Annotated in this window: 17 protein-coding genes; 5 read left to right on the plus strand and 12 right to left on the minus strand. The window is 48.3% G+C overall.

The genetic code is table 11. The features are described from left to right. Window positions 1-57: 57 nt before the first annotated feature. The 6 genes from ACRJJO_RS15820 to ACRJJO_RS15845 form a co-directional block, all read right to left on the minus strand. Window positions 58-2,091 carry a methyl-accepting chemotaxis protein gene (locus tag ACRJJO_RS15820; protein WP_431066638.1) on the minus strand — a complete coding sequence of 678 codons (2,034 nt, stop codon included), beginning with the start codon at window positions 2,089-2,091 and terminating at the stop codon, window positions 58-60. Between the two features lie 24 nt (window positions 2,092-2,115). Beyond that, on the minus strand, window positions 2,116-2,682 hold the full coding sequence (locus ACRJJO_RS15825; RefSeq protein ID WP_431066639.1) for a chemotaxis protein CheW: 567 nt from the start codon (window positions 2,680-2,682) through the stop codon (window positions 2,116-2,118). Window positions 2,683-2,724: 42 nt separating this feature from the next. Beyond that, on the minus strand, window positions 2,725-4,932 hold the full coding sequence (locus ACRJJO_RS15830; protein ID WP_431066640.1) for a chemotaxis protein CheA: 2,208 nt from the start codon (window positions 4,930-4,932) through the stop codon (window positions 2,725-2,727). Beyond that, window positions 4,929-5,258 (minus strand): STAS domain-containing protein, encoded by a 330-nt coding sequence (locus ACRJJO_RS15835; RefSeq protein ID WP_431066641.1) that lies wholly within the window; start codon window positions 5,256-5,258, stop codon window positions 4,929-4,931. Before ACRJJO_RS15835 ends, ACRJJO_RS15830 begins: the two co-directional genes overlap by 4 nt. Window positions 5,259-5,359: 101 nt before the next feature. Next, window positions 5,360-5,728: a response regulator gene (locus ACRJJO_RS15840; protein ID WP_014149557.1), complete on the minus strand. Its 369-nt coding sequence runs from the start codon at window positions 5,726-5,728 to the stop codon at window positions 5,360-5,362. A 19-nt stretch (window positions 5,729-5,747) separates the two neighbouring features. Further along, the gene (locus tag ACRJJO_RS15845) at window positions 5,748-6,959 is read right to left on the minus strand and encodes a methyl-accepting chemotaxis protein (protein ID WP_431066642.1); all 1,212 of its coding nucleotides are present in this window, start codon (window positions 6,957-6,959) and stop codon (window positions 5,748-5,750) included. Between the two features lie 140 nt (window positions 6,960-7,099). On the opposite strand from ACRJJO_RS15845, the gene ACRJJO_RS15850 reads away from it, so the two are divergent. The 3 genes from ACRJJO_RS15850 to ACRJJO_RS15860 are packed head-to-tail and all read left to right on the plus strand — an operon-like array spanning window position 7,100 to window position 9,643. Continuing rightward, on the plus strand, window positions 7,100-7,909 hold the full coding sequence (locus ACRJJO_RS15850; RefSeq protein ID WP_431066659.1) for a CheR family methyltransferase: 810 nt from the start codon (window positions 7,100-7,102) through the stop codon (window positions 7,907-7,909). After that, window positions 7,890-8,486 (plus strand): chemotaxis protein CheD, encoded by a 597-nt coding sequence (locus ACRJJO_RS15855; RefSeq protein ID WP_431066643.1) that lies wholly within the window; start codon window positions 7,890-7,892, stop codon window positions 8,484-8,486. Before ACRJJO_RS15850 ends, ACRJJO_RS15855 begins: the two co-directional genes overlap by 20 nt. 50 nt (window positions 8,487-8,536) lie before the next feature. Then, a complete protein-coding gene (locus tag ACRJJO_RS15860; protein ID WP_431066644.1) occupies window positions 8,537-9,643 on the plus strand; it encodes a protein-glutamate methylesterase/protein-glutamine glutaminase in 1,107 nt (368 codons plus the stop codon). A gap of 770 nt (window positions 9,644-10,413) precedes the next feature. Here ACRJJO_RS15860 and ACRJJO_RS15865 read toward each other — a convergent pair. The 5 genes from ACRJJO_RS15865 to ACRJJO_RS15885 all read right to left on the minus strand — a co-directional run bounded on the left by ACRJJO_RS15865 (window position 10,414) and on the right by ACRJJO_RS15885 (window position 17,804). After that, on the minus strand, window positions 10,414-12,240 hold the full coding sequence (locus tag ACRJJO_RS15865) for an ATP-binding protein (protein WP_431066645.1): 1,827 nt from the start codon (window positions 12,238-12,240) through the stop codon (window positions 10,414-10,416). Window positions 12,241-12,547: 307 nt separating this feature from the next. Then, on the minus strand, window positions 12,548-13,390 hold the full coding sequence (locus ACRJJO_RS15870) for a response regulator (RefSeq protein ID WP_431066646.1): 843 nt from the start codon (window positions 13,388-13,390) through the stop codon (window positions 12,548-12,550). A 234-nt stretch (window positions 13,391-13,624) separates the two neighbouring features. After that, window positions 13,625-15,871 carry an ATPase, T2SS/T4P/T4SS family gene (locus ACRJJO_RS15875; RefSeq protein ID WP_431066647.1) on the minus strand — a complete coding sequence of 749 codons (2,247 nt, stop codon included), beginning with the start codon at window positions 15,869-15,871 and terminating at the stop codon, window positions 13,625-13,627. Between the two features lie 18 nt (window positions 15,872-15,889). Continuing rightward, window positions 15,890-17,131: a sensor histidine kinase gene (locus ACRJJO_RS15880; RefSeq protein WP_431066648.1), complete on the minus strand. Its 1,242-nt coding sequence runs from the start codon at window positions 17,129-17,131 to the stop codon at window positions 15,890-15,892. 4 nt (window positions 17,132-17,135) lie between these two features. Continuing rightward, complete coding sequence (locus tag ACRJJO_RS15885) at window positions 17,136-17,804, minus strand: GTP-binding protein (protein WP_431066649.1); 669 nt, start codon at window positions 17,802-17,804, stop codon at window positions 17,136-17,138. An 852-nt stretch (window positions 17,805-18,656) separates the two neighbouring features. Between ACRJJO_RS15885 and ACRJJO_RS15890 the strand changes: the two genes are divergently transcribed. Together ACRJJO_RS15890 and ACRJJO_RS15895 are read left to right on the plus strand one after the other, a co-directional pair. Next, window positions 18,657-20,432 (plus strand): bacteriohemerythrin, encoded by a 1,776-nt coding sequence (locus ACRJJO_RS15890; protein WP_431066650.1) that lies wholly within the window; start codon window positions 18,657-18,659, stop codon window positions 20,430-20,432. 95 nt (window positions 20,433-20,527) lie between these two features. Further along, a complete protein-coding gene (locus ACRJJO_RS15895; RefSeq protein ID WP_431066651.1) occupies window positions 20,528-21,046 on the plus strand; it encodes a cytochrome P460 family protein in 519 nt (172 codons plus the stop codon). Between the two features lie 115 nt (window positions 21,047-21,161). Here the strand turns inward: ACRJJO_RS15895 and msrP are convergent, their stop codons facing one another. Further along, complete coding sequence (msrP, locus tag ACRJJO_RS15900; RefSeq protein ID WP_431066652.1) at window positions 21,162-22,106, minus strand: protein-methionine-sulfoxide reductase catalytic subunit MsrP; 945 nt, start codon at window positions 22,104-22,106, stop codon at window positions 21,162-21,164.

A 22,106-nucleotide genomic window follows, 5' to 3' on the forward strand; every position in this document is an offset into this window, starting at 1 on the left:
ATAACAAGTTATTGAATTAATTTCTTATTCTTCATGACCTTCATGGTAACAAACAAGCTAAAACTTTTCGAAATCCTTGAAATCGGGATCGGCGTTCGATACTCCTCCCGAAGACCGAGACGAAGTTGCTGTATTGGCTTTTGCGACAGGCCTCGATGCCGAAGGTTTATTCTGCATTGAAGCTTTTCTGACAAGAACGTTATTCGTCGCCACATTATCGACCTTGAAGAACGCTACGGCTTGCTGTAACTGTTCCGCTTGACCGCTCATTTCCTCCGCCGTCGCGGCCAATTCTTCCGAAGAGGAAGCGTTTTGTTGCGTGGCTTGATCCAACTGGCTCATCGCATCGTTGATTTGGCTGATGCCTTGCGCTTGCTCTTCCGATGATGCTGTAATTTCCTCGACCAAATCCGCCGTTTTTTGAATATTCGGCACGACGTCTTCAAGCGATTTACCGGCTTCTTCCGCGATACTCACACTCTTGGTCGCCAGCTCGTTGATTTCAAGTGCGGTCACTCGGCTGTTCTCGGCTAGTTTACGCACCTCGGCCGCAACGACAGTAAAACCTTTACCGTGCTCCCCAGCTCGCGCGGCTTCGATTGCCGCGTTTAACGACAGTAAGTTGGTCTTGTAAGCAATATCCTCGATCAAACCGATTTTGCTGGCTATCTCCTTCATAGCGGAAACGGTCCGCTTGACCGCTTCACCGCCGGATGCGGCATCGCGCGCCGAAGAATTTGCCATGTCATTGGTCACCTTGGCGTTTTCGACGTTCTGCTGAACCGATGCATTGAGTTGCTCGACCGATGACGTCGTTTGCTCGACGCTAGAAGCCTGCTCCATCGCCGACTGGCTCAAGGTTTGGGCGGTCGCGCTAATTTCATGAGAAGCGCTGGCCAAACCATCGGCATTCAAACGTACCCCTTGCACGACCTCCTTGAATTGGCGACTCATCGATTTCAAGGCATCCGCCAAGATTCCGATTTCATCTTTTTGGTCGATATCGAGCGTCGTGGTCAAGTCGCCTTCCGCCAACGATTGCGCAAAAGTAACCCCTTTAATGATCGGTTTCGTGATCAGCGACGCAAGGAACAAGGCAATCATCACACCTAAAATTACCGCGATGATAATCGTGCCAATGATGATCATATTCGCTTCCTTGACTAAAGTTTCCGCTTGCTCACGAGCCACTGCTAGTTGCGCAACACCCGCATTTTCCGCATCCTGGGCTTGTTGTATCACAGTACTCCCCAGTTCTTCCATGCGCTGCAGAATTTGCTTCAATTCATCGTCGTTTTTGATCCAACTTTCGGCAGCTTGCCGGTATTCCGTCGTCGCCCGGCGGGCATCCTCAATCAAGCGTAATGCTGCTTGCGAAGAAGTGATTTGCTCCAAATCGTCATATAAGCGCATCAATTTCGGCAACAACACAGTCATTTGAGTCCAACCTTTTCGATCCTTGTAATTCACCTCTTCTTTTTCAAAGCGAATGATTTGGTTAGCCACTATTCGAATATTTGTAGTGAGGATATAGCGCTGCACGTATTGATCCAAGGTTCGATCATCGGCACCTTGCTCCATCGCATCGGTATAGGCGTTGCGTTGCATGTCCATGAATTGGGCAGCGGAATTGATGACGATTTCGCCTCGATCAACCATCTGCCGTACTAGGTCTCGATTATTTTTCAGCGCCGCCACCCCTCTACGATATTCCTCGGCATAGCGGCTCGTATCCCGGCGAGCGACTTGGGATTGCTCCAATAAACGGTTATTGTTGAACTGTTTAGCAACTTCATCCACTTTGTCCAGATAGCCGAACAATTGCTTCACATTGTCTTCTGCGCGTTGATGAATCTCGTCTCGTTCGAACAACAAATAATTTTTTTCCTCCATGATCGTCAATAGTGCCATTCGTTCGACACCGGTCGCATATTCAACCGCTTTGGCATCATGATCGGTTATGCCGAACAATGCCCCGGAAACACGACCCATATATACCTGAGCCAAGCCTCCGAAAACAACCGTTATCGCCACTAACAACATGGCACCGCTTAGGATTTTTGTTTTTACTTTTAGATCATTGATAGCCATGAGATGAGTCCCTATTCGTGAAAATTATGCCAATTCCGAGGAATCGGTTTGCGAGGCGCTGTTTTGCGACTTAACGACATGCTGTAATTGCGACAGTTCGTCGATCGAGAGAATTCGGTTAATGGCCAGCAAGATAATAAAATTATCGTCTACCCGGCCCATCGCCTGGATAAATTCGGTTCTAATATCGGCGCCGAAATCGGGAGGCGGCTGAATATTGGCTTGCGGAATATCGAGAATTTCATTGACCTGATCGACCAACATGCCGATGACTTGGGATTCGCCATGCGTTTCGACCTCGACCAAAACAATACAGCTGCGCTTGGTAATTTCACTCGGATGTCGATCCAAACGCGCTGATAAATCGATCACCGGCACGACATTACCGCGCAAATTGATCACGCCTCTGATGTAATCAGGCGTCATTGGCACGCGGGTAATATTGCTGATTTCAATAATCTCCTTGACGTCCAAAATGCCGATCGCGAAATTGTCCTTGCCGACCAAAAAAGTCAAATATTGTTGAAATTGATCGGCCGACCCCGCCGCTAACTCCTGACCGCTTTTTCCCTTGACGACTAAATTACTCATAAATCAGCTCCTTTACTGACTAATACATTGGCGAGACATCCTTTAACCGGCTAAACCGATTGATGCACGACTCTTATCTCTTGTCGCGAACTGCACCAAGCCTTGCACGTCCAAAATCAATGCCACATCTCCGCTACCCAATACCGTCGCGCCGCTGATGCCTTTTAGTTGCTCGAAGACCTTACCTAGCGGTTTGATGACCGTTTGATGCTCGCCATGCAGCTTATCGACCACGAATCCGACTTTAGTCTGGCCGAAACGTACCACGACCATGCTTTCCCGGTGAATATTGCTATGTTGCTTGCGATTATTGAAATAATCGCCAAGCCTTAAATAAGGCATCACTTCGCCTCGCAAATTGACATAATGCTGAATCTCGTCGACTTCGCACTCTTCGGGGCTCATTTCAACGCATTCCTCAACCATGCTGAGCGGGATGATGTAACATTCTTGTTCGGCTTCAACCATGAAACCGTCGATAATCGCCAAGGTCAACGGCAAATTAATAGTGACCGTCGTACCCTGACCCGGTTCACTATCAAGACTCACCGAGCCTCTTAGCGCCTCGATGTTGCGGCGGACGACATCCATGCCGACGCCGCGTCCCGATAAATTACTCGCCTCATCCTTCGTGCTCAAACCCGCCTCGAAAATCAAGTCAAAAACTTCTTGCTTGGTCAATACTTGATCTGCCGTTATCAAACCGTTGGCAATGGCCTTAGTTCTAATTTTTTCGTCATTCAATCCGGCACCGTCATCGGCGATTTGGATGACGATATGTCCCGAATCGTGATAGGCATTGAGATGGACGGTGCCTTGTTCCGGCTTGCCGGCCGCCCTACGCTGTTCCGGCATTTCAATGCCGTGATCGAGCGAATTGCGAATTAAATGAGTCAACGGGTCATTGATCTTCTCGACGACGGTTTTATCGAGTTCGGTTTCGCCCCCGGTAATCTTGAGCTCAATTTGCTTATTCAGCTCGTTGCTGACATCGCGTACCACGCGCCGAAATCGTGAGAACGTTTCGCCGATCGCGACCATTCTGAGTTCGAGCGCGGTATCGCGAATTTCGCTGACCAGATCGTTCATACTGACCGCGACTTCTTCGACATCGCTCAAGCCGTGCCGGTCGACCATCATGCGCATTGCCGCGCCGGAAATCACCAATTCGCCAACCAAGTTGATCAATTTACCGAGTTTTTCCGAATCGACTCGAATATAGTTGGCTTCGGCCGCTATTTTTTGTTTGACACTTTGCTGTTTTTTGAGCGCTTGCTCTACAACCGGCTGCTCTGCCGATTGCTGCTCGACCAGAATCTCGCCAATCGGTTTCGCTTGTTCCGGCGATTCGGCTTTATCTTCGCTTTGCCGCTGTAAAGCCTTGGCGACTTCCTTCGGTGTTAATGCGCCGATGTTTATCAACATTTCTCCCAAGCGTTCGACCTGGGCGTCGTCTTCGTCGGACGGTTCGGCCAACAGACTCAGGTAATGCTCGATTTGCGAATGTGGCGGAATAATTCTAATTTCGCAGTCGTCCTCGGCAAACTCGAAAACGCTTTCGATGCCTTGTTTATCTGTGTTACCTCGAAATACGATTTTAAAATGCAGATAACAGCTCTCCGGATCCATAGCCTCGCCGGTCGGTAAGTCCGGTGTCGAAGTCAAGATATCGACGATGTCTCCTAGCGTTTTCAAGTACCGGATAAAGGATAACGGATCCATGCCATTACGCAAGGCATCGGAACCGAATTCCAGAAGAATCACCCAATCGTTTCCGTTCGTATCGTCCTCGGTTTCAGACGTTTCGGAATTCCCGCGCTTCGAGTCCGCTTCAACCGGCATGCTTTCTTGCTTTATCGTAGCCCCGCCTAATTGCTTGATTAAAGACTCGCCCGTCAGCTTCAATTCTTGCGACAACTCTTGTTCCGCTTCCGTTAAACAATGCTCGATCAGTTTGGATGTATGGTCCTTACAATTCAGTAATGTCGAGATCAATGCGCCGTCAATCTCGCGTTGGCCTCGTCTGACTTGGTCCAGGACCGTTTCGGCTTCGTGAGCGAATGCGACGATAGAATCGAATCCGAACAAGCCCGAGCTGCCCTTGATTGTATGCATCGCCCTGAAAACGCTATTGATGCTTTCGCTATCGTCCGGGTTATCTTCCAGACCAAGTAACGCCAATTCCATTTCGGCCAGCAGTTCGTCGGCTTCTTGTACGAAAGTCTGTATTGCCGCGTCTAATTCGCTCATGATGCGTTCCAATTCGCCGAAATAACCACCGGATCGCCGAAGTGACCTGTCAAATTCAACAACTCCAACACTTCGACAACTGCCTGACTATGCCTAACCAGACTCAATTTAATATCATTACGGCCCGCTTCCTGCTTGAGCCATAACAAAAGCTGCAAACCTGCGCTGTCCATTTCGGAAACGCCGGCCAAGTTAATCTGCAGCTCGCGTCCCGAATGTAAGTATTTCGAGAGCCGGGCTTTTTGTTCGCTCGCGGTATAGATAGTCATATCGTCTTGTATCGCGATAATCGTTATACCGTTTTTTTCGCTGACTTGTATGGCCAAAGGCTTGCTCCCGGTAGCTGGCAGTGAAAAGTGGACATTTGTATTGGCTAACAATAATAAAGATAGCAGTCATTAAACTGTTTAACATACCCATACTCTGATTAAGGTAAAACCAATTTCGATACCGCCGTCATTAAGGTCTGCGGCTGAAACGGCTTAGTCAACCACGCCTTAGCACCGGCCGCTTTCCCTGCCTGTTTTTTATCTTCGGCGGCCTCAGTAGTCAACATCATCATCGGCGTAAACTTATAATCCGGTAATTTTTTGACTTCTTGCACAAAGGTAATGCCGTCCATATTCGGCATGTTGACATCGGTGATGATCAGATGAATTTTTTGGCCTTTCAGTTTGTTCAGCGCGTCTTTACCATCGCACGCCTCTAAAACGTCGTAACCGCCGCCTTTCAACGCAATGCTGACGACCTGCCGGATAGAAGCGGAATCATCGACAATCATGATCGTTTTAGCCATGTTAGAGGTTCTCCTTGAATTAGAAAAAAGTAAGATCGTCGGAATAGCTCGACCGGTCATGAGAAGTTGTAGCCGAAGCATGATTAATCAACTCTTCGGGCATCGTATAACTGAGCTCCATTGTCGATAAGGTTTGTTCGACGTTAATCATATCGGCATGACGCATATGTCCGGCTCCTTGCGTTTTTTCGATAGCATTTTGCAGGTGTTCTAAATTATGTTCGACATGATCAAGCATCTGAGTGACTCGATCCTGGAATTGCAACGCTGTTAAAACCGAATAAATTTGATCGCGGATTTGCTCGCTATTATCCATTAATTCGACTGCATCATCTTTAAAAGCCGTCAAAGTCGCTTTGATATCGGACATGACTTGGTTGATCGCGTGATCTGCGGAACCGATATTTTGTTCGTCACTTTCCGTCGACGACTCTGCCGTTCTCAGTGTTGTGTTCATCGCTGCAATAATTTCATTGACCGTCCGACTAATTCTTTCGCCGGTCGTCGATGAAAAGCCAGCCAGTTTTCTGACCTCGTCGGCAACGACCGCAAAACCGCGCCCATGCTCCCCGGCTCTGGCCGCTTCGATCGCCGCATTCAAAGCCAGCAAATTGATTTGCTCGGCGACTTTACGAACTTCTTGCGCCATAATATCGAGACTGTTGGTGTACGTCGATAGCTCTCTAACCTGATCGATCATAACTCGTTCGGCCTGATTGATCTGATTAAGGTTTTGGATTACGCCTTCCAAAGTCGTGCGGCTTCCGCTAAGCAAGGCATCGATATGATCTTCTTGATGGCCTTGTTGCGTCTGGCCGCTCAACGCGTCGATTTGCGAAACCATGTTTGAAAATTGAACCGATAACGTGGTAATTTCCTGCTCGGTATGAGCACGGGAGGTCCCGACTTGACGGATAACTATCGGTACAACCTCCATAATTAGCTTTTCCAACTCGATCGAATATGCATTTGCATCGTTCAGCTTGGCGCTTTCATCGTTTTTCCACTGGGCATCCAAGCAATTCAAACTCTCTTGTTGACGCCTAAACAATGTTAACCCGATAATGAAACCGATTACCGTAAGTATTCCCATTGAGATAAAGCCGGCGAGATTAAATGCGCCTTGCCAGACAGCCACCCCACCCCCGAGCACCCCCAAACCTGTCGGCATGCTATAGAAGGCGAATTTTCCGTTTGCGGCAATTTTTGGCGTGTTATCGGAAAAAGACATTAAATATTTCCTTTTTTGGCACTGTTAAGTTATCAATTATAGTAAGGTTTTACGCCACACAACACAATCAACGTTCTTTCTTGGCCGAGATATGAGCGATTTGCGTATGAATCAAGGATACAACGATTAGCATTTCACCCATTACTAAAAAAGAATTCGATTGCTTTCAGCGCTTGATTTACGAACACGCCGGCATCTATTTAGCACCTGAAAAAAAAGTCATGGTTGCCGGAAGGCTCGCCAAACGCCTACATTTTCATGGACTGAGTAACTACGGGGAATATTTTCGATTACTGAGCAAACCCGAATTTGCCGATGAATTTCAAATCATGGTTAATTTTTTAACCACCAATGAAACCTATTTTTTTCGCGAACCCAAACACTTCGAATTTTTGCGAACAACTCTTTTAAAATCCTGGCAAGGAGAACACTTTAACGCCTGGAGCGCGGCTTGCTCATCAGGGGAAGAGGCTTACTCGTTGGCGATGATTTTGGCGGAAACATTGGGTCGAAAGAAATGGGATATACTGGGTTCCGATTTGAGCACACGAGTACTCGACACTGCTCGAAATGGCATCTACCCGATGGCCCGCTTGGAACAAATGGACCCCGCCTTACTAAAAAAATACTGTTTACGGGGCGTGCGCTCGCAAGAAGGTTTTTTCCGGGTCGACGTGTCGTTGATCGACCGAACGCACTTCGAACAAATCAACTTGATGCAATCGCTACCTAACAAGCTTATCAAACACTTCGACGTGATTTTTTTACGCAATGTTTTGATTTATTTCGATCAAAATACCAAAAAAGCGGTTGTCGAGCGCATAATCAAAGCACTGAAACCGGGCGGCTATTTTTTCATCAGCCACTCCGAAAGCCTGCATCGGATAACCAGCGATCTAGAAATGATCAAACCATCGATTTTCAGAAAAAATGATCGTTCAACCTTATAAAGAAACTCGCCGCGTGATTATCGAACCCGGCGAGTACTATGTCAGTACCAGCGGCGAGTTAATATCGACCTTGCTGGGTTCTTGCGTCGCTGCATGTCTCTTCGATCCGGTCAACAAAATAGCGGGGATGAATCACTTTTTACTCGCCTATCAGCATCATTCCCGAAGCCGTCCGATTATCGAAACCGAGGAAGGCCGTTACGGACTTTATGCCATGGAGCTGCTAATCAACGATATGATGAAAAAGGGGGCAAAAAAATCGCAAATCAAAGCCAAATGTTTCGGCGGCGGCAATGTACTACACTTACGTAGCGACAAAACTGACAAACTCTCCGTCGGTGAAGTCAATATCGAATTCATCAAAACATTCTTGGCACAAGAAAAAATACCGATACTGGCGGCGAGCTTCGGAGGCACAGTAGGCCGTAGCATTCATTTCGTCAGTAGGGATTTTTCGGTATACGTCAAAACCATCGAAACCGCGCTCACACATCAGCTAGAAAAACAAGAGCGCTCTTTTTGGAAAAAACGCATCGATGCACAAGAAAAACTCAAATCCGACGTGGAGTTTTGGTAAGGCAACCAACTGGTTTTTGCCTAACCACTTATAAATATAAAATACAAAGCATGAATATCATCAAAGTTTTCATCGTAGACGACTCGGCGGTTGTTAGACAGGTCCTTACACAATTGTTCGAAGGCACTGCCGGCATCAGAGTTATCGGATCGGCGCCTGACCCGATTTTTGCCCTGCAAAAAATGGAAAAGGAATGGCCGGACGTGATCGTGTTGGATATCGAAATGCCGCGTATGGACGGCGTAACCTTTCTCAAGAAAATCATGCACGAACACCCAACTCCGGTCGTTATTTGCTCGACCTTAACCGAAAAAGGCGCCGAAGTGACCATGCAGGCGATGAGTGCCGGAGCGGTCGACATCATCACTAAGCCCAAGGTCAACCTACGCCACTTCCTTGAAGAATCCAACACGCTGATTATCGATGCAGTGAAAGCCGCGGCCCATGCCCGGGTTGGTAAAATAAAAAGCATGCCGTCAAGTACCGAGCCCAAACCGAAACAAAATGCCGATGCGGTCATCGCCCCTTCGCATTTAAAGCCCCTATCGGAAACGACCGATAGGGTGATTGCCATTGGTACTTCGACGGGTGGAACTCAGGCCTTGGAGTTTGTACTAACCAAGCTCCCTCGAACCTCGCCGGGACTGGTAGTTGTACAGCACATGCCCGAGGCATTTACCGCTGCCTTCGCAAAGCGACTTGACGGCCTTTGCCAAGTCTCCGTCAAGGAAGCCGAAACCAACGACCGGGTCATTCCCGGACAAGTTCTGATCGCCCCGGGGGGCAAACACATGCTAATGCGCCGTAGCGGCGCGCAATATCGTGTCGAAGTCAAGGACGGGCCGTTGGTCAGCAGGCACCGGCCGTCCGTGGACGTTTTATTCCGCTCCTGCGCCCAATCAGCCGGCCCGAACGCCGTCGGTATCATCATGACCGGCATGGGAGACGACGGCGCGAAGGGTATGAAAGAAATGTTCGATGCCGGCGCGTTCACCGTCGCGCAAGACGAGGCCTCCTGCATCGTATACGGCATGCCCAAGGAAGCAGTGAAACTCGGCGGCGTCTCCAAAACTCTGTCTTTACATTCGATACCTGAACTCATCGTTAATTCTTCAACCGGAACGCCTTTGGGCAAAGCTTCGAATACGACCGAATGAGGCTCGGCAAATCAGCCTTAATTTAAGCTATGTTCGCGTTAACAGTTGAAATTAATACTACGCCAAGCGATGTAGGGTACGCTGTGCGTACCGCAGGTGGCTCGCTTTTAGATTAACGTGACCTCATGTGTACTCTGCGCCGACATTAGGTACGCGCAGCGTACCCTACAATTCACTTTGAATTTTTAAGTGTCCCGGTAGTGGTGGGAGTTTTCAACCGAAATTCGGCAGTTTTACCATGAAGCACATGAAGTGCAAGTATTCAGATCTCCTCCACTGTTTTCCGGGAAGGGCTGAATACCCATATGCATTAAGCTAAGCACAGCCCTCGCTGCTAAAACGCTACCGACCGTTTCCTGCGAGTCTAAGCAGCGTAGCCCAGATGGAGCGTAGCGCAATCAGGGAAGTTCGGAGCCATGCCATTCCCGTATTCCGCTACGCTGCATACGGGCTACATGCCTTAATTCTACAAAGAGCAGTTGACAGCCTCAAACTATCGTTCACCCTGAGCCTGTTGATGAAAAATAATTATTCAGACCTATGCATTTAAAACAATCAGGAACTTTGCCCCCCTTTGTAAAAGGGAGTTTATTTAAAAAAACTCCCCTAGCCCATGTTTTTAAGAGAGAGGGTTGAAAATACTTACAGCGAAAGTATTGTAAACCCTTCATGCTGCTTCCACTTGGCTCAGCACAAACGATCTACAACACATGCCAACTGCTCATTTTAGGTTCATAGCAACTCGGGAAAGGGCTAATGTAGGCAGGCATTCATTTGCCCGGCTCATTATGTTTAACCGGTAACACGATCCGAAACGTCGTACCTCCGCCTACTCGGCTGTCCAATCGAATTTCTCCGTCATGTTTTTTGATGATGTTGTACGAAACCGAAAGCCCTAAACCGGTTCCTTTTCCGACCGGTTTGGTCGTAAAAAACGGATCGAAAATTTTAGTAATGTGCTCCTGCGCAATGCCTTTGCCGGTATCCGTAATCTCGATCCATACCCGTCCGCCGTCTTCGGTCCCGCTACGAATCGTGATGGTGCCTTTGTCTTCAATGGCATGCGCGGCGTTAACCAATAAATTCATGAACACCTGATTCAGTTGATGCGGCAAACACCAGACCCGAGGAAGATTGCCGTATTCCTTTATAATGTCCGCTTTGTATTTGGTCTCGTTATGCACGATATTCAACGTACTATCCAAACAAGCCTGTAAATCCGCCCATTGCCAGTCATCGTCTCCGCCGACATGAGAAAAATCCTTGAGATCCTGCACGATTTTTTTGACCCGATCCGCACCTTCCCGCGATTCGTTCAACAAGTCGAGCACGTCTTCTTTCAAGAAAGGCAAGTCGATCTGCCGTTTAAATGCCTGTAACGGACCGAGCCGTTCCGCATCGCTGCAAACCGAATCGAGATTTTCATACATTTCCACCAGCTCGAGTAAATCCTCTATATAGTTTTTCAAAGCTGTCAGATTGGAATTGATGTAGCCGATCGGGTTGTTGATTTCATGAGCGACGCCGGCCGCCAACTGACCGATTGACGACATTTTTTCCGATTGCATCAATTGCTGCTGCAGCTCTTGAAGTTGTGTCAATGCTTGCTGTAATTCCGTATTACGCTGTTTTAGCAAGTCCTCGGCCTTTTTATGCCCGGTAATATCGGCCGTGATACCGTCGATACGGAGCGGCTCTCCGTTTTCATCGCGAACATAACGCATCGATTGATACAACCAGCGCTGTTCGCCGTCGGGACGTATGATGCGGTAAGCGAGCTTATGGGAACCGGTCGCGGGTAAATCGGCTAACCGGTTTTCGACGTTTTGTCTGTCCTTAGGATCAACGATGGACAACCATAAATCCGGACTTTCGAAAAAATCCCGGACCGGTCTGCCGGAAATGTCCTCGGCCGCATCGTTCAAATAGAGGAGTTTCAATGTTCCGGGCTCCATCGACCAAACCACACTGTCCAATGAATTTAGGATGTCAAGCAAACGTTTTTCCGACTCTTCATAGCGTCGCCGGATAATCTGCAACTGGCGGTTAGTACCGGCCAGTTCTTGAATGTGCTTGCGTCGGTCGATGTTCAGCAGCATATTGTCAATCGCCAGCGCGATCGCATTGGCCATTAATTGGCCACTTTCCAGATCCGCTTCGGTATATGCCGATGGTTCATTTAATTTATTTACGCAAATCGTACCGATCGAGCGTTGTCCCAAAATCAGAGGCCAACAGAGGGCCGCCGCCGGAATACGCGAATCGGATCTCGGACCATGATTCTTAAAGCGGGGATCTTGATCGATTTTACCTTTGAGCAATAATGCGCGCCGGTTATCCAACACCCAACGAATGACGGCACTATGATCCGATATCGGCCGTCCGATACATGCTTCGGGCAATCCGACTCCGGATTTGATGACATAGCGTTCATTGTCAAGCATGATCAACGAACCGGTATCGGCATCGAGCCCTTCCAAAATAAAGCGAAGAATATCTCGGTAAAATTGAACGGGATTTTCTTGTAATGAATCGGATTGACCCAATTGATACAATTCGTTAATCCATTGCAATTGCTTATTTTCATTGAACAGCATAGCGTCTCCAAAACTTGCTTTAGCCTCTTATACCTCAATTCTTTACATCTTTTGACAAGAATTTATTGATTTTAATGGTTTAACAAAATATCCCTGTGGGGGGCTATTTAACCAATATGCATTCTTGATCACTTACAAACTTCGCTGTCTATTCGAACCGCCCGGGCACGGCTTTGGTACGCGCAGCGTACCCTACGCCCTTGTAATTTGCAGGCGTTTTCATACCAAGCGTGGTTTGTAGCAATGCTCTTCCGGCGAGATCGGCTCAATCTTCGGACTGGTAACCGAAATCATTGGAGGTCATAAATTAAGCCTTGGTTAACACAACAATGGCACCTCTGGCGCCGCTGGAATAGCCCATCGCCCGCACCGAAACGGTCGTCTCGACGCCTCCTAGAGTTAAGATCCGTGCGGCATTATTATCCAGTAAAGCACCGCCGAAACATTGACCTACCCAGCCCATGACTTCCGACGGCATTACCTCGCTTGCTTGCAAACCGACAAGTCCGCCTAGGGACGAACCACGAAGCAATCTGTTGGATTCGCGGTTCGCGACGGCGATCATGCCTTGTTCATCGATACCGACCACAGCTACCGGCAAATGCTCGAGGATCTCTTGCGAGACCGGCAGCAGATTGACATTGCGTATAATTTCTCGTGTCTTTTCTTTGACCTGGCTCTCCAATTCCCGGTTGAATTGCTGGAGTTCCTCGTTGGCATGTTGCAACTCGGCGGTCAGACGCCGATTGTCTAATGCCATTTCATAATGTTCGAACGCAATACGGATATTGTCCCGCAACAAATCGTCTTCCCACGGCTTGGTTAAAAATTTATAAATCGCTCCTTCATTTATCGCATTGGTCACCGACTCCAAATCGGTGTAGCCGGACAACATGATGCGCATCGTATCGGGGTACAGTACTTTGACATCGCTTAAAAACTCGGCGCCGGTCATGTGCGGCATGCGCTGGTCGGAAACGATAACGCCTACGCGTTGTCGACCCAATAATTCCAGTCCTTCAGCACCGCTATTGGCTGTCAAAATTTGATAGCCATCTCTACGCAAGGACCGTTTCAAAGCTTTGACGATATTGATTTCGTCGTCGACGAGTAAGAGCACTCGCTCCGATGGTGGCTCGAAGTCAGTCATAAATAAATTCCTATAAACCTAAATTCGGCAATTTAACCTTGAGGTACATGAAGTTATTAGAGTATTTCAATAGGATATTCATTAACTTTTCGCAGCTTTTCAGGAGAGCAAAATTGTTTTGCATAAGCATGGCGGGCTATTGAATTGACTTGTTATTCTTCATGATCTTCATAGTGAAATGTTTTTCTAGGTTGATGATTATCGTAATCGTAGCCCTTTATTTCGAGGCGCGACTCAGAAACAACTCTGCGGACCCAGAACGCGCAATATTTCCTCACAAGTCGTCGTACCCGCAACGGCCTTATCGAACGCATCGTCGAGCAGCGTTCGATAGCCGTTTTCAACCGCCAAAGTTCTCAGGTCGCCGAAACTGGCCTGTGCGGTTATCAGATCGCGCATGGCTTCGTTGAGCGCCAAAATCTCCATCAAGCACACTCGGCCCTGATAGCCGGTATTGCCGCAGTTTTCGCACCCTTTGCCCCGGTATACTTCGATCGCGTTTGTATTGAATAACGGACCGAGCATGCGCATCGTTTCGGGATCGGGCGCGCAGACTTCCCGGCAATGCGTGCAAATCTTGCGCACCAAGCGCTGAGAAATTACACCTTCAAGCCCGCTGGCGACGATGAACGGCTTCAAGCCTAAATCGATCAATCTTGCCACCGTTGCCAATGCGGAATTGGTATGCAGCGTAGAAAACACCAAGTGCCCGGTTAGGGCCGCCTGAAACGCCACTTCGGCGGTTTCGAAATCGCGGATTTCACCTAACAGAATCACATCGGGGTCTTGCCGTAAAATCGCGCGCAATATCATCGGAAAAGTCAATCCGATCTTTTCGCGCACATTGACCTGGCCGGCCGAATCGAGAAAATATTCGACCGGCTCTTCGATCGTGAGATAGTTTTTGGTCGGTGTCACGCCGTGCTGCAGTAAGGCATAAAGCGTAGTCGTCTTGCCGCTGCCGGTCGGCCCGGTCGCGAGGACGATACCTTGCGGTTTGTTGATCAGGTGCAGCAACTTTTCTCGTTCCGATTCCGCAACGTCAAGGTTATCGATACTTTGAATCTGTGCATTCCTGTCCAGAATTCGCATCACGACCTTTTCGCCGTTGATGACCGGCAGAGTCGAAATTCTAAGGTCGACGATACGCATCGGCGTTTTGACAGTAATCCGTCCGTCCTGAGGCCTGCGCCGCTCGGTTATATCCATTTCAGCCATGACCTTGATGCGCGAAACGAGTTGATTGTGCAGTTGGTTCGGGATGTATATCTTATCGAACAATATACCGTCGATTCGGTAACGAACGACGATGCTTTTCGTTCGCGGTTGAATATGAATATCGCTGGCTCTCAGGCGTATCGCTTCGATGATGATCGAATTGACCAATCGTATTGCCGGCGGTTCGGACGTTTCCTGCAGCAATTGTTCAAGCGAAATATCGTCTTCGTGATCGATGACGACTTCGATCGTCTCGAACGGGTCCAGAGCGGAAACTATGGTTTCGATTTCGCCGAAGCTAGGCTCGTCGCCGTAAACGGCATTGATTTTTTTCTTGATCGCGGCGATATCGGCCATCACGGTTTCAATCGTCAAGCCGGTCATGAACCGTAATTCCGCCTGCAAGCCCATATCGAGCGGGTCGGCCATGACCAGTAACAATTGGCGTTGATCGACTTTCAACGGCAATACGCAATGTTGTTCGCACACCGAACGAGGCAACAGCTCGACCGCTTCGGGATTGACCTGAAACTCCGGCAGCGAGACTTCTTCGATGAGCAGTTCCTTACGTAAAATGCTGCGAATCGTTTTCTCGGCCACCCATTCGCGCTCCAATATCAATTTGAGCATCGAATCCTTTCGAGTCTGCTTGATTTTGTATAACTCTTGAAGCTGCCGATCGCTGAGCAATTGTTTTTTATGCAGCATGATCGCGATTCGGGCGCTATCGGACACGGCCAGTTTGCTGAGCCGCTTAATCTCCTTGGTTTTATTGACATTGTCGTGCTGGAGCTTTTTATTTTTTTCGATCAGGTCGTACTGTTCCAGCGCCAAGCCGACCGTAATACGCAAATCGTCGTTATTCCAGGGTTTGAGAATGAACTTATAGACCGCGCCTTCGTTAATCGCACCGAGTACCGCGCCGGTATCGGCCTCGCCGGTCAACATGATTCGAATAATGTCGGGATGAAGCATTTTGACGCGCCGTAGCAATTCGGCGCCGTTCATCCCCGGCATTTTATAGTCGGAAATAACGAGTTGAAATTGACCGTTCGCGAGCGTGTGTAAAGCTTCGTCGCCGGACATGGCGACTTCGACGCGGTAGTTCTCCTGACGGAACACGCGCCGTAACGCACTAAGTACGTTGGGTTCGTCGTCGACCAGTAAGATACCGTACGACTTGGATGCTTGCTGCGTATCGTTTTGCTCGTCCGTGGCGTCAGTATTTTGGCCACCGGTAAACAATGAGGCATAAAACGACATTATTAAGACTCAATTAGATTACTGAATAGCATTCTGCACAGGTAAGTTAACCGTTACCCGAGTCCCCTTACTTACCTGGCTCACGATTTCGATCGTGCCGCCGTGCTCTTTGACTATATCGTGACAAACGGTCAAGCCCAGCCCCGTCCCCTGCCCTACCTCTTTAGTCGTGAAAAACGGTTCGAACACATGCGCCAAAACCGCCTCCGGAATGCCGCGTCCATTATCTTGAACTTCGAGCACGACAACCCCGTTTCGAACAGCGGTGCGGATACGAATAATGCCGTTTGTTTCGATCGCATCTACCGCATTACCCAGCAGCCCGTATACGACTTGGCCTAATTGCGCGGATTGACATTGAATCGGGTTTTCCGAAGACAGCTCCAAAACGAGTTTCGCTTTTTGTTGCCATTGCGATTCGGCAACCTGGCAGATTTGCCGAACGATCGTATCGATATCGGCTCGTTCGGTTTCGGTTTGATCGATACGCGAAAAACCCTTCAATGCAATAACGATCTTAGCGATACGATCGAGCCCTTCGAGGCTTTCTTTCATCAAATCCTTGAAATCGTCGAGCAATAACGACAATTCCCGTTCTTCCCAGACTTTGCATAATTCCTTCGATGAAGCCCCGTTATCGATCAAAGCATTGAATTCGTAAAACGATTCCAGATAGGATGCGGCGGTAGCGACATTGCTACGAATGAAGCCTAACGGATTGTTGATCTCATGCGCCACACCGGCCGCCAACCGACCTACCGAAGCCTGCTTTTCATTTCTATAAAGCTTCAAATGCGCCTTTTCGATCGTTTTAACCTGCTCCTTGACGCGTATTTCCAAACTTTCGGAAAGTTTTTTGTAGCGCGCTTCGGACGCTTGCAAAGCCACGTTTCTGCGCTGTAATTCCTCGAAATCGTCGCGCTGGGTTTGTAGATGAATATCGGATGCCAACAAATAGCGAGCATTGCAGCACAAAATCAGCTGCATCAAATCGGCCGCGGCACTCAAGCGTTCGGATGGAACGGCGGTTCGTGTCTGCAAAAAGCCGACAGGCTCCAGCTCGCCATGCAAGGGCACCCGATCAACCGTCTTCGAGCTGTTGTCGCCGATTACACTTGCCCCTGTATCGTCCACGACGCCGACCGTAGTGTCCAATAAGACATTCAATGCCGAAATCAAGCGGCTCTTGTCGATACCTGTCAAGAGTTCGTCAAGGTTCAAATCGCGTTCGAAATCGCCCCCCGATTGAAAGTCGTACATCGTCTCAACCTCTTGCCGATGATAATGAACCGCCCAACGTTTGCGCGATAAAGCTATCGCAATCGAGACCATGATCCGATTGCAAGCGGTACAGCCGATCGCAAGTTCGATAAACGGCCGCCAACAAAGCCTTGAAGGTCTCGATGATGCCCTCGCCGGTCAATGCAGAACTAAACAAAACCGGCCACGGCGCCTTTTCCCACCGCGCCATTATTTCCTGTTCGCTCAGAATTGCCGGCAAGTCGCGCTTGTTGAACTGCACGACCAACGGCAATTGCTGAAAATCGAGCCCGACGCGCGCGGCGTTTGCGGCTAAATTTTCAAACGACTCGCCGTTATTGACGCTTTGCGTCCGTTGCGAATCGGCAACGAACACGACGCCGTCGGCCCGGGACAACACGGCCTTGCGCGTACTGTCGTGTATCACCTGTCCCGGCACCGTGTAAATCTTGAATTTGATCAATAATCCGGACGGTGCGCGAAAACCCAACGGCAATAAATCAAAAAACAAGGTTCGGTCGTCGGCGGTTTCCATGATCATCAACTCGCCTTTCATATCGGGCGTTAAAATATCGTGCAGACGCATTAAATTAGTCGTCTTGCCGCTGAGGGCCGGGCCGTAATAAACCAGCTTGATCGTCAGTTTTTGACTGCTTTCGTCGTATTGAGCCATGACCTTAGGGAAAATCGACCGATGAATAAAACATCCAGTATAGCCGCCATTCGCAAAACGAATTGCTGCCCATACACTTACGCCAGTCTACGCCAAACGAACGAAACAATTCAACTTTAGGCTATACTACGAAATTTATGGCTATGTTCGCGTTAATAGTTGATACTTTTGAACTTAAAGCCAACTTGAAACCCAAGGATACAACTCTGAAAAACTTTCCTTTTTTCAATATCGCTCTAATGGTTGAAAGGAGGGTACGGTTGCTCGATTGACAGGTGTCGGCGGCAGGGAAAAGCCGCCGTCAAGCCTACATGGAGGTATTTACGGCGTCCTGTCGAGCGAGTAATCGTACACTCTTCCACGCTCAGTGTTTGGGAAAGCAATCATTGGCTATTTCCTAAATAGTTTATTTAGTAGGAAAGAGAACTGTTTCAACTGCTAACGCGAACATAGCCAAAATTATACGTATAGCGCTGTTAAACCGACAGAACTCTAATCCGTAACTACTCCCTTTATACTCAAAAAATGGCTAACTTTATGAAGGTATGAGGTGTGGCTAGCGAGGATGTCGGCAGCAGGGCAGATTTTTGCTCCATGCAAAATCTGCATTCACGCCATCCTTGGCGTTCGAGCGCTGCCGTCAAGCCCCCATGGATGGTTCACGGCGGTCCTCGATAGACACATCCCATACCTTTTGTTCTAAGACGGATTTTTTTCGATCAAAAGGGATTATTCAACGGATACCCTTATGTAGATCAAAATTCGGCTCCGGGCACCCGTCGCCGCCGTCTCAACAAAACTCACAGCTCCAGGGCTTTATTTATCACGAAATCCTTAACCGATTCGAATAATATGGATTCTATTTTAACTTGGAACGATAGTCTTAAATTAGGCATAGCCAGCGTAGACGATCAGCACCGCCGACTTTTAGAGCTGATCAATCGTCTCGACGAAGCCGTAGCCTTAGGCCATGCCCCCGATACAATCACCGAACTTCTCGACGATTTGATCGATTACACACGCTATCATTTCGATGAAGAAGAGAAATTGATGCAACAATCGGACTTCGAGGAAGCATTGTTCATATCGCACAAAAACGAACATCGACAATTTGTCGAAACAATCGTCGAAGCGCGCAATCAAAAGCCGGATAACGCATCTTTTCTACTGCATCACTTACTCGATTTTCTATTCGATTGGCTATACCGGCACATACTAGGCACCGATAAAAAAATGGCCGATTGCATGCTCGGCAAGCCGATTGCCGATGCGGCCAAGATCGACCAAGCCGGCATTATCATGCAAAGCAATCTCTATTCGGCCTTACGGGAAAGCGAAGACCGCTTCAAGGAGATGGCCGATAATTTACCGGCATTGATATGGATTTCCAATGCCAAAAACATTCCCGTCTTCTGCAATCGTTACCGTTATAAAAAATTCAATATCCCCTTAGGCTCCGGCAACCATTCTCAATGGTTAGACATGATTCATCCCGACGATCGGGATAAAGTTGCGGATACCTATGCTCATGCCGCGTCCGACTTAAAAAAATTCAAGATTCAGTACCGCTTGCGTCGAGAAGATGAAAGTATTGTCTGGATTCTGGAAACAGGCGTCCCGCGAATCAGAAGAAACGGCAGTTTTGCCGGACTCATGGGCTGCGGCATGGATATTACTAATCAAAAGAATGCCGAAATCACAATCGCCCGCATCAATCAGTTATTGATGGAACAAGTCGAGGAACGGACGCAGCAGTTGCTCAATGCCAACAAAACCTTGGAAGCGGAAAAAAACGAACAAGTCCGACTGAATGCACGCCTAAAAGAAACCCAAGCCCATCTGATTCAATCCGAAAAAATGGCCTCTATCGGGCAACTAGCCGCCGGTGTCGCTCATGAAATCAACAATCCGTTAGGTTATATCTTTTCCAACCTAAATAGCCTGAAACAATATCTGAACGATATCCTGAAGTTTTCAGAGGCGGCCGAAAGGCTTGCCCAGGAACTGCCCGCCGATAACCTCGAAGTTCTTGCTTACCATCGGCTAAAGGAAAAAATCGATATCGATTATCTAAAAACCGACTTGTCGGATCTGGTCGATGAATCGATCGAAGGAGCGACGCGCGCGCGTAAGATTGTTCAGGATCTTAGAGATTTCTCCCGGATCGACAAGCAGGAAATGGAACTATTCAACATTGAGGCTGGCATCGACGCTACTTTGAATATCATTCAAAACGAACTCAAATACAAAGCGAAAATCGTCAAGGAATATACCGGATTAGAACCTTATCTATGCATTGGCGCACAGTTAAATCAGGTCTTCATGAACTTATTGGTCAACGCCGCTCACGCCATCGAAACATTCGGTACTATTTATATCAGAACCGGGACCGAAAAAGACCGCATTTGGATTGAAATCGAAGACACCGGCAAAGGTATTCCTGAAAAAATCCGTTCTAAACTTTTCGACCCGTTTTTTACGACGAAGCCGGTTGGGCAAGGAACCGGATTGGGTTTATCGCTATCCTATAAAATCATCCAAAACCACAACGGTAAGATTGAGGTAGAATCCCATGTAAACAAAGGCAGCAAATTTAGAATAAGCTTACCGCTTACTACCAACAAATAAGAAGTTACTGAACTTGCTTCTTATTCTTCATGATCATCATGGTGAAATGCTTTTTAAGATCATCAAATATCAACCAACGTGAAGAGGAATAATCCATGAAATACACATTACCATTACGACTGTGTTCAACGATCGCCATCAGCCTGTCGATATCTTTCAGCGCTTATGCCGAAACTAAACAACCGGCAACCACGCCGAACGGCATCGAAATGCCGAAAAATTACCAAAACTGGCAATTCATCGGTGTCGCGCACCGGACCGATAACCATTCGCTGCGGGGAATTCTCGGCAATAGCATCGCAGTCAAAGCCGCCCGCAGCGGCAATATCAATCCGTGGCCGGAAGGCGCGATACTGGCAAAACTGGTCTGGAAAGACAGACAGCACCCGTTGTGGGAAGCCGCAACCGTTCCAGGCGATGTGCAACATTTCGAATTCATGATTAAAGACAGCAAAAAATACCTATCGACTCAAGGCTGGGGCTATGCGCGCTGGGTCGGCAAGGAACTGAAACCTTACGGTGATAACGCCAATTTCGCGCAGGAATGCGCCGGTTGTCATGCCAAGGCCGAAAAAACCGATTACGTGTTTACCCGCCCGGCCGAGATGCCTTGATTCCATTGAGAGCTACGCCCGCCCTATTAACGGAAAACATCAAGGAACGAAAAGTACCTAACGAGGATGCTGGCAGCAGTAATGCCGCTTGCAATCCTTCATCTCGAATTTAGGGTTAAAAATTCTTCGTCAAATCCATACCCGCATATAAAGACGCGACGGCTTCACCATACCCGTTGAATAACTCGGTTTTGCGTTTTGGTGTAAAAATACTTGCGCCGAGAACGCGTTCGCGGCTTTGACTCCAACGCGGGTGCGACACGTCTGGATTGACGTTGGCAAAAAAACCATATTCATGCGGTGCGCTTTTATTCCAGGCCGTTTTTGGCATGTCTTCTTGAAAGCGAATCTTGACGATTGCCTTGATGCTCTTAAATCCGTATTTCCACGGGACGACCAGACGTAACGGAGCGCCGTTTTGATTCGGCAAAACGTCGTCGTACATTCCGGTTGCGATGAACGCTAGGGGATGCATTGCTTCGTCGATACGCAAACCCTCGACATAAGGCCATTCCAATACGCTACTTTTCTGACCGACCATGATCGACGGTTTATATAATGTCGTAAATTCGACATATTTAGCTTTCGAGGTCGGTTTGAACTGTTTCAGCATTGCCCCCAACGGAAAGCCGATCCACGGCACAACCATGGACCAAGCCTCGACACATCTGAATCGGTAAATACGCTGTTCCAAGGGATTGGCCTTGAGAATATCCTCCAAATCGTAGACGCCGGGCGCTTCGACTTCGCCTTCGACGGCGACCGACCAAGGCCTTGTTACCAAGGGCCGCGCCAGGACTGTCGAGTCGGTCTTATTGGTCGAAAATTCATAGTAATTAGTATAGTTGGCGACATCTTCAAATTTGTTCGGCTCTAGATCCGCCGAATAGGGGCCGACCGGAACCTCGGTATATATTTTGTTTTTGGCTTCCGAAATACTCGGTAGCGCTCCCGCCAAAGGTAACGTCAGTGCGGCTTTAATAATGCTTCTGCGGGCTTCGAAAACTGTCCGGTCGGTCACGTCGTTTTCCGAGACGACCGCTTTGGATTTAATCAACAT

The organism is Methylotuvimicrobium sp. (genome assembly GCF_050611805.1).
In the GTDB taxonomy this organism is placed as follows: domain Bacteria; phylum Pseudomonadota; class Gammaproteobacteria; order Methylococcales; family Methylomonadaceae; genus Methylotuvimicrobium.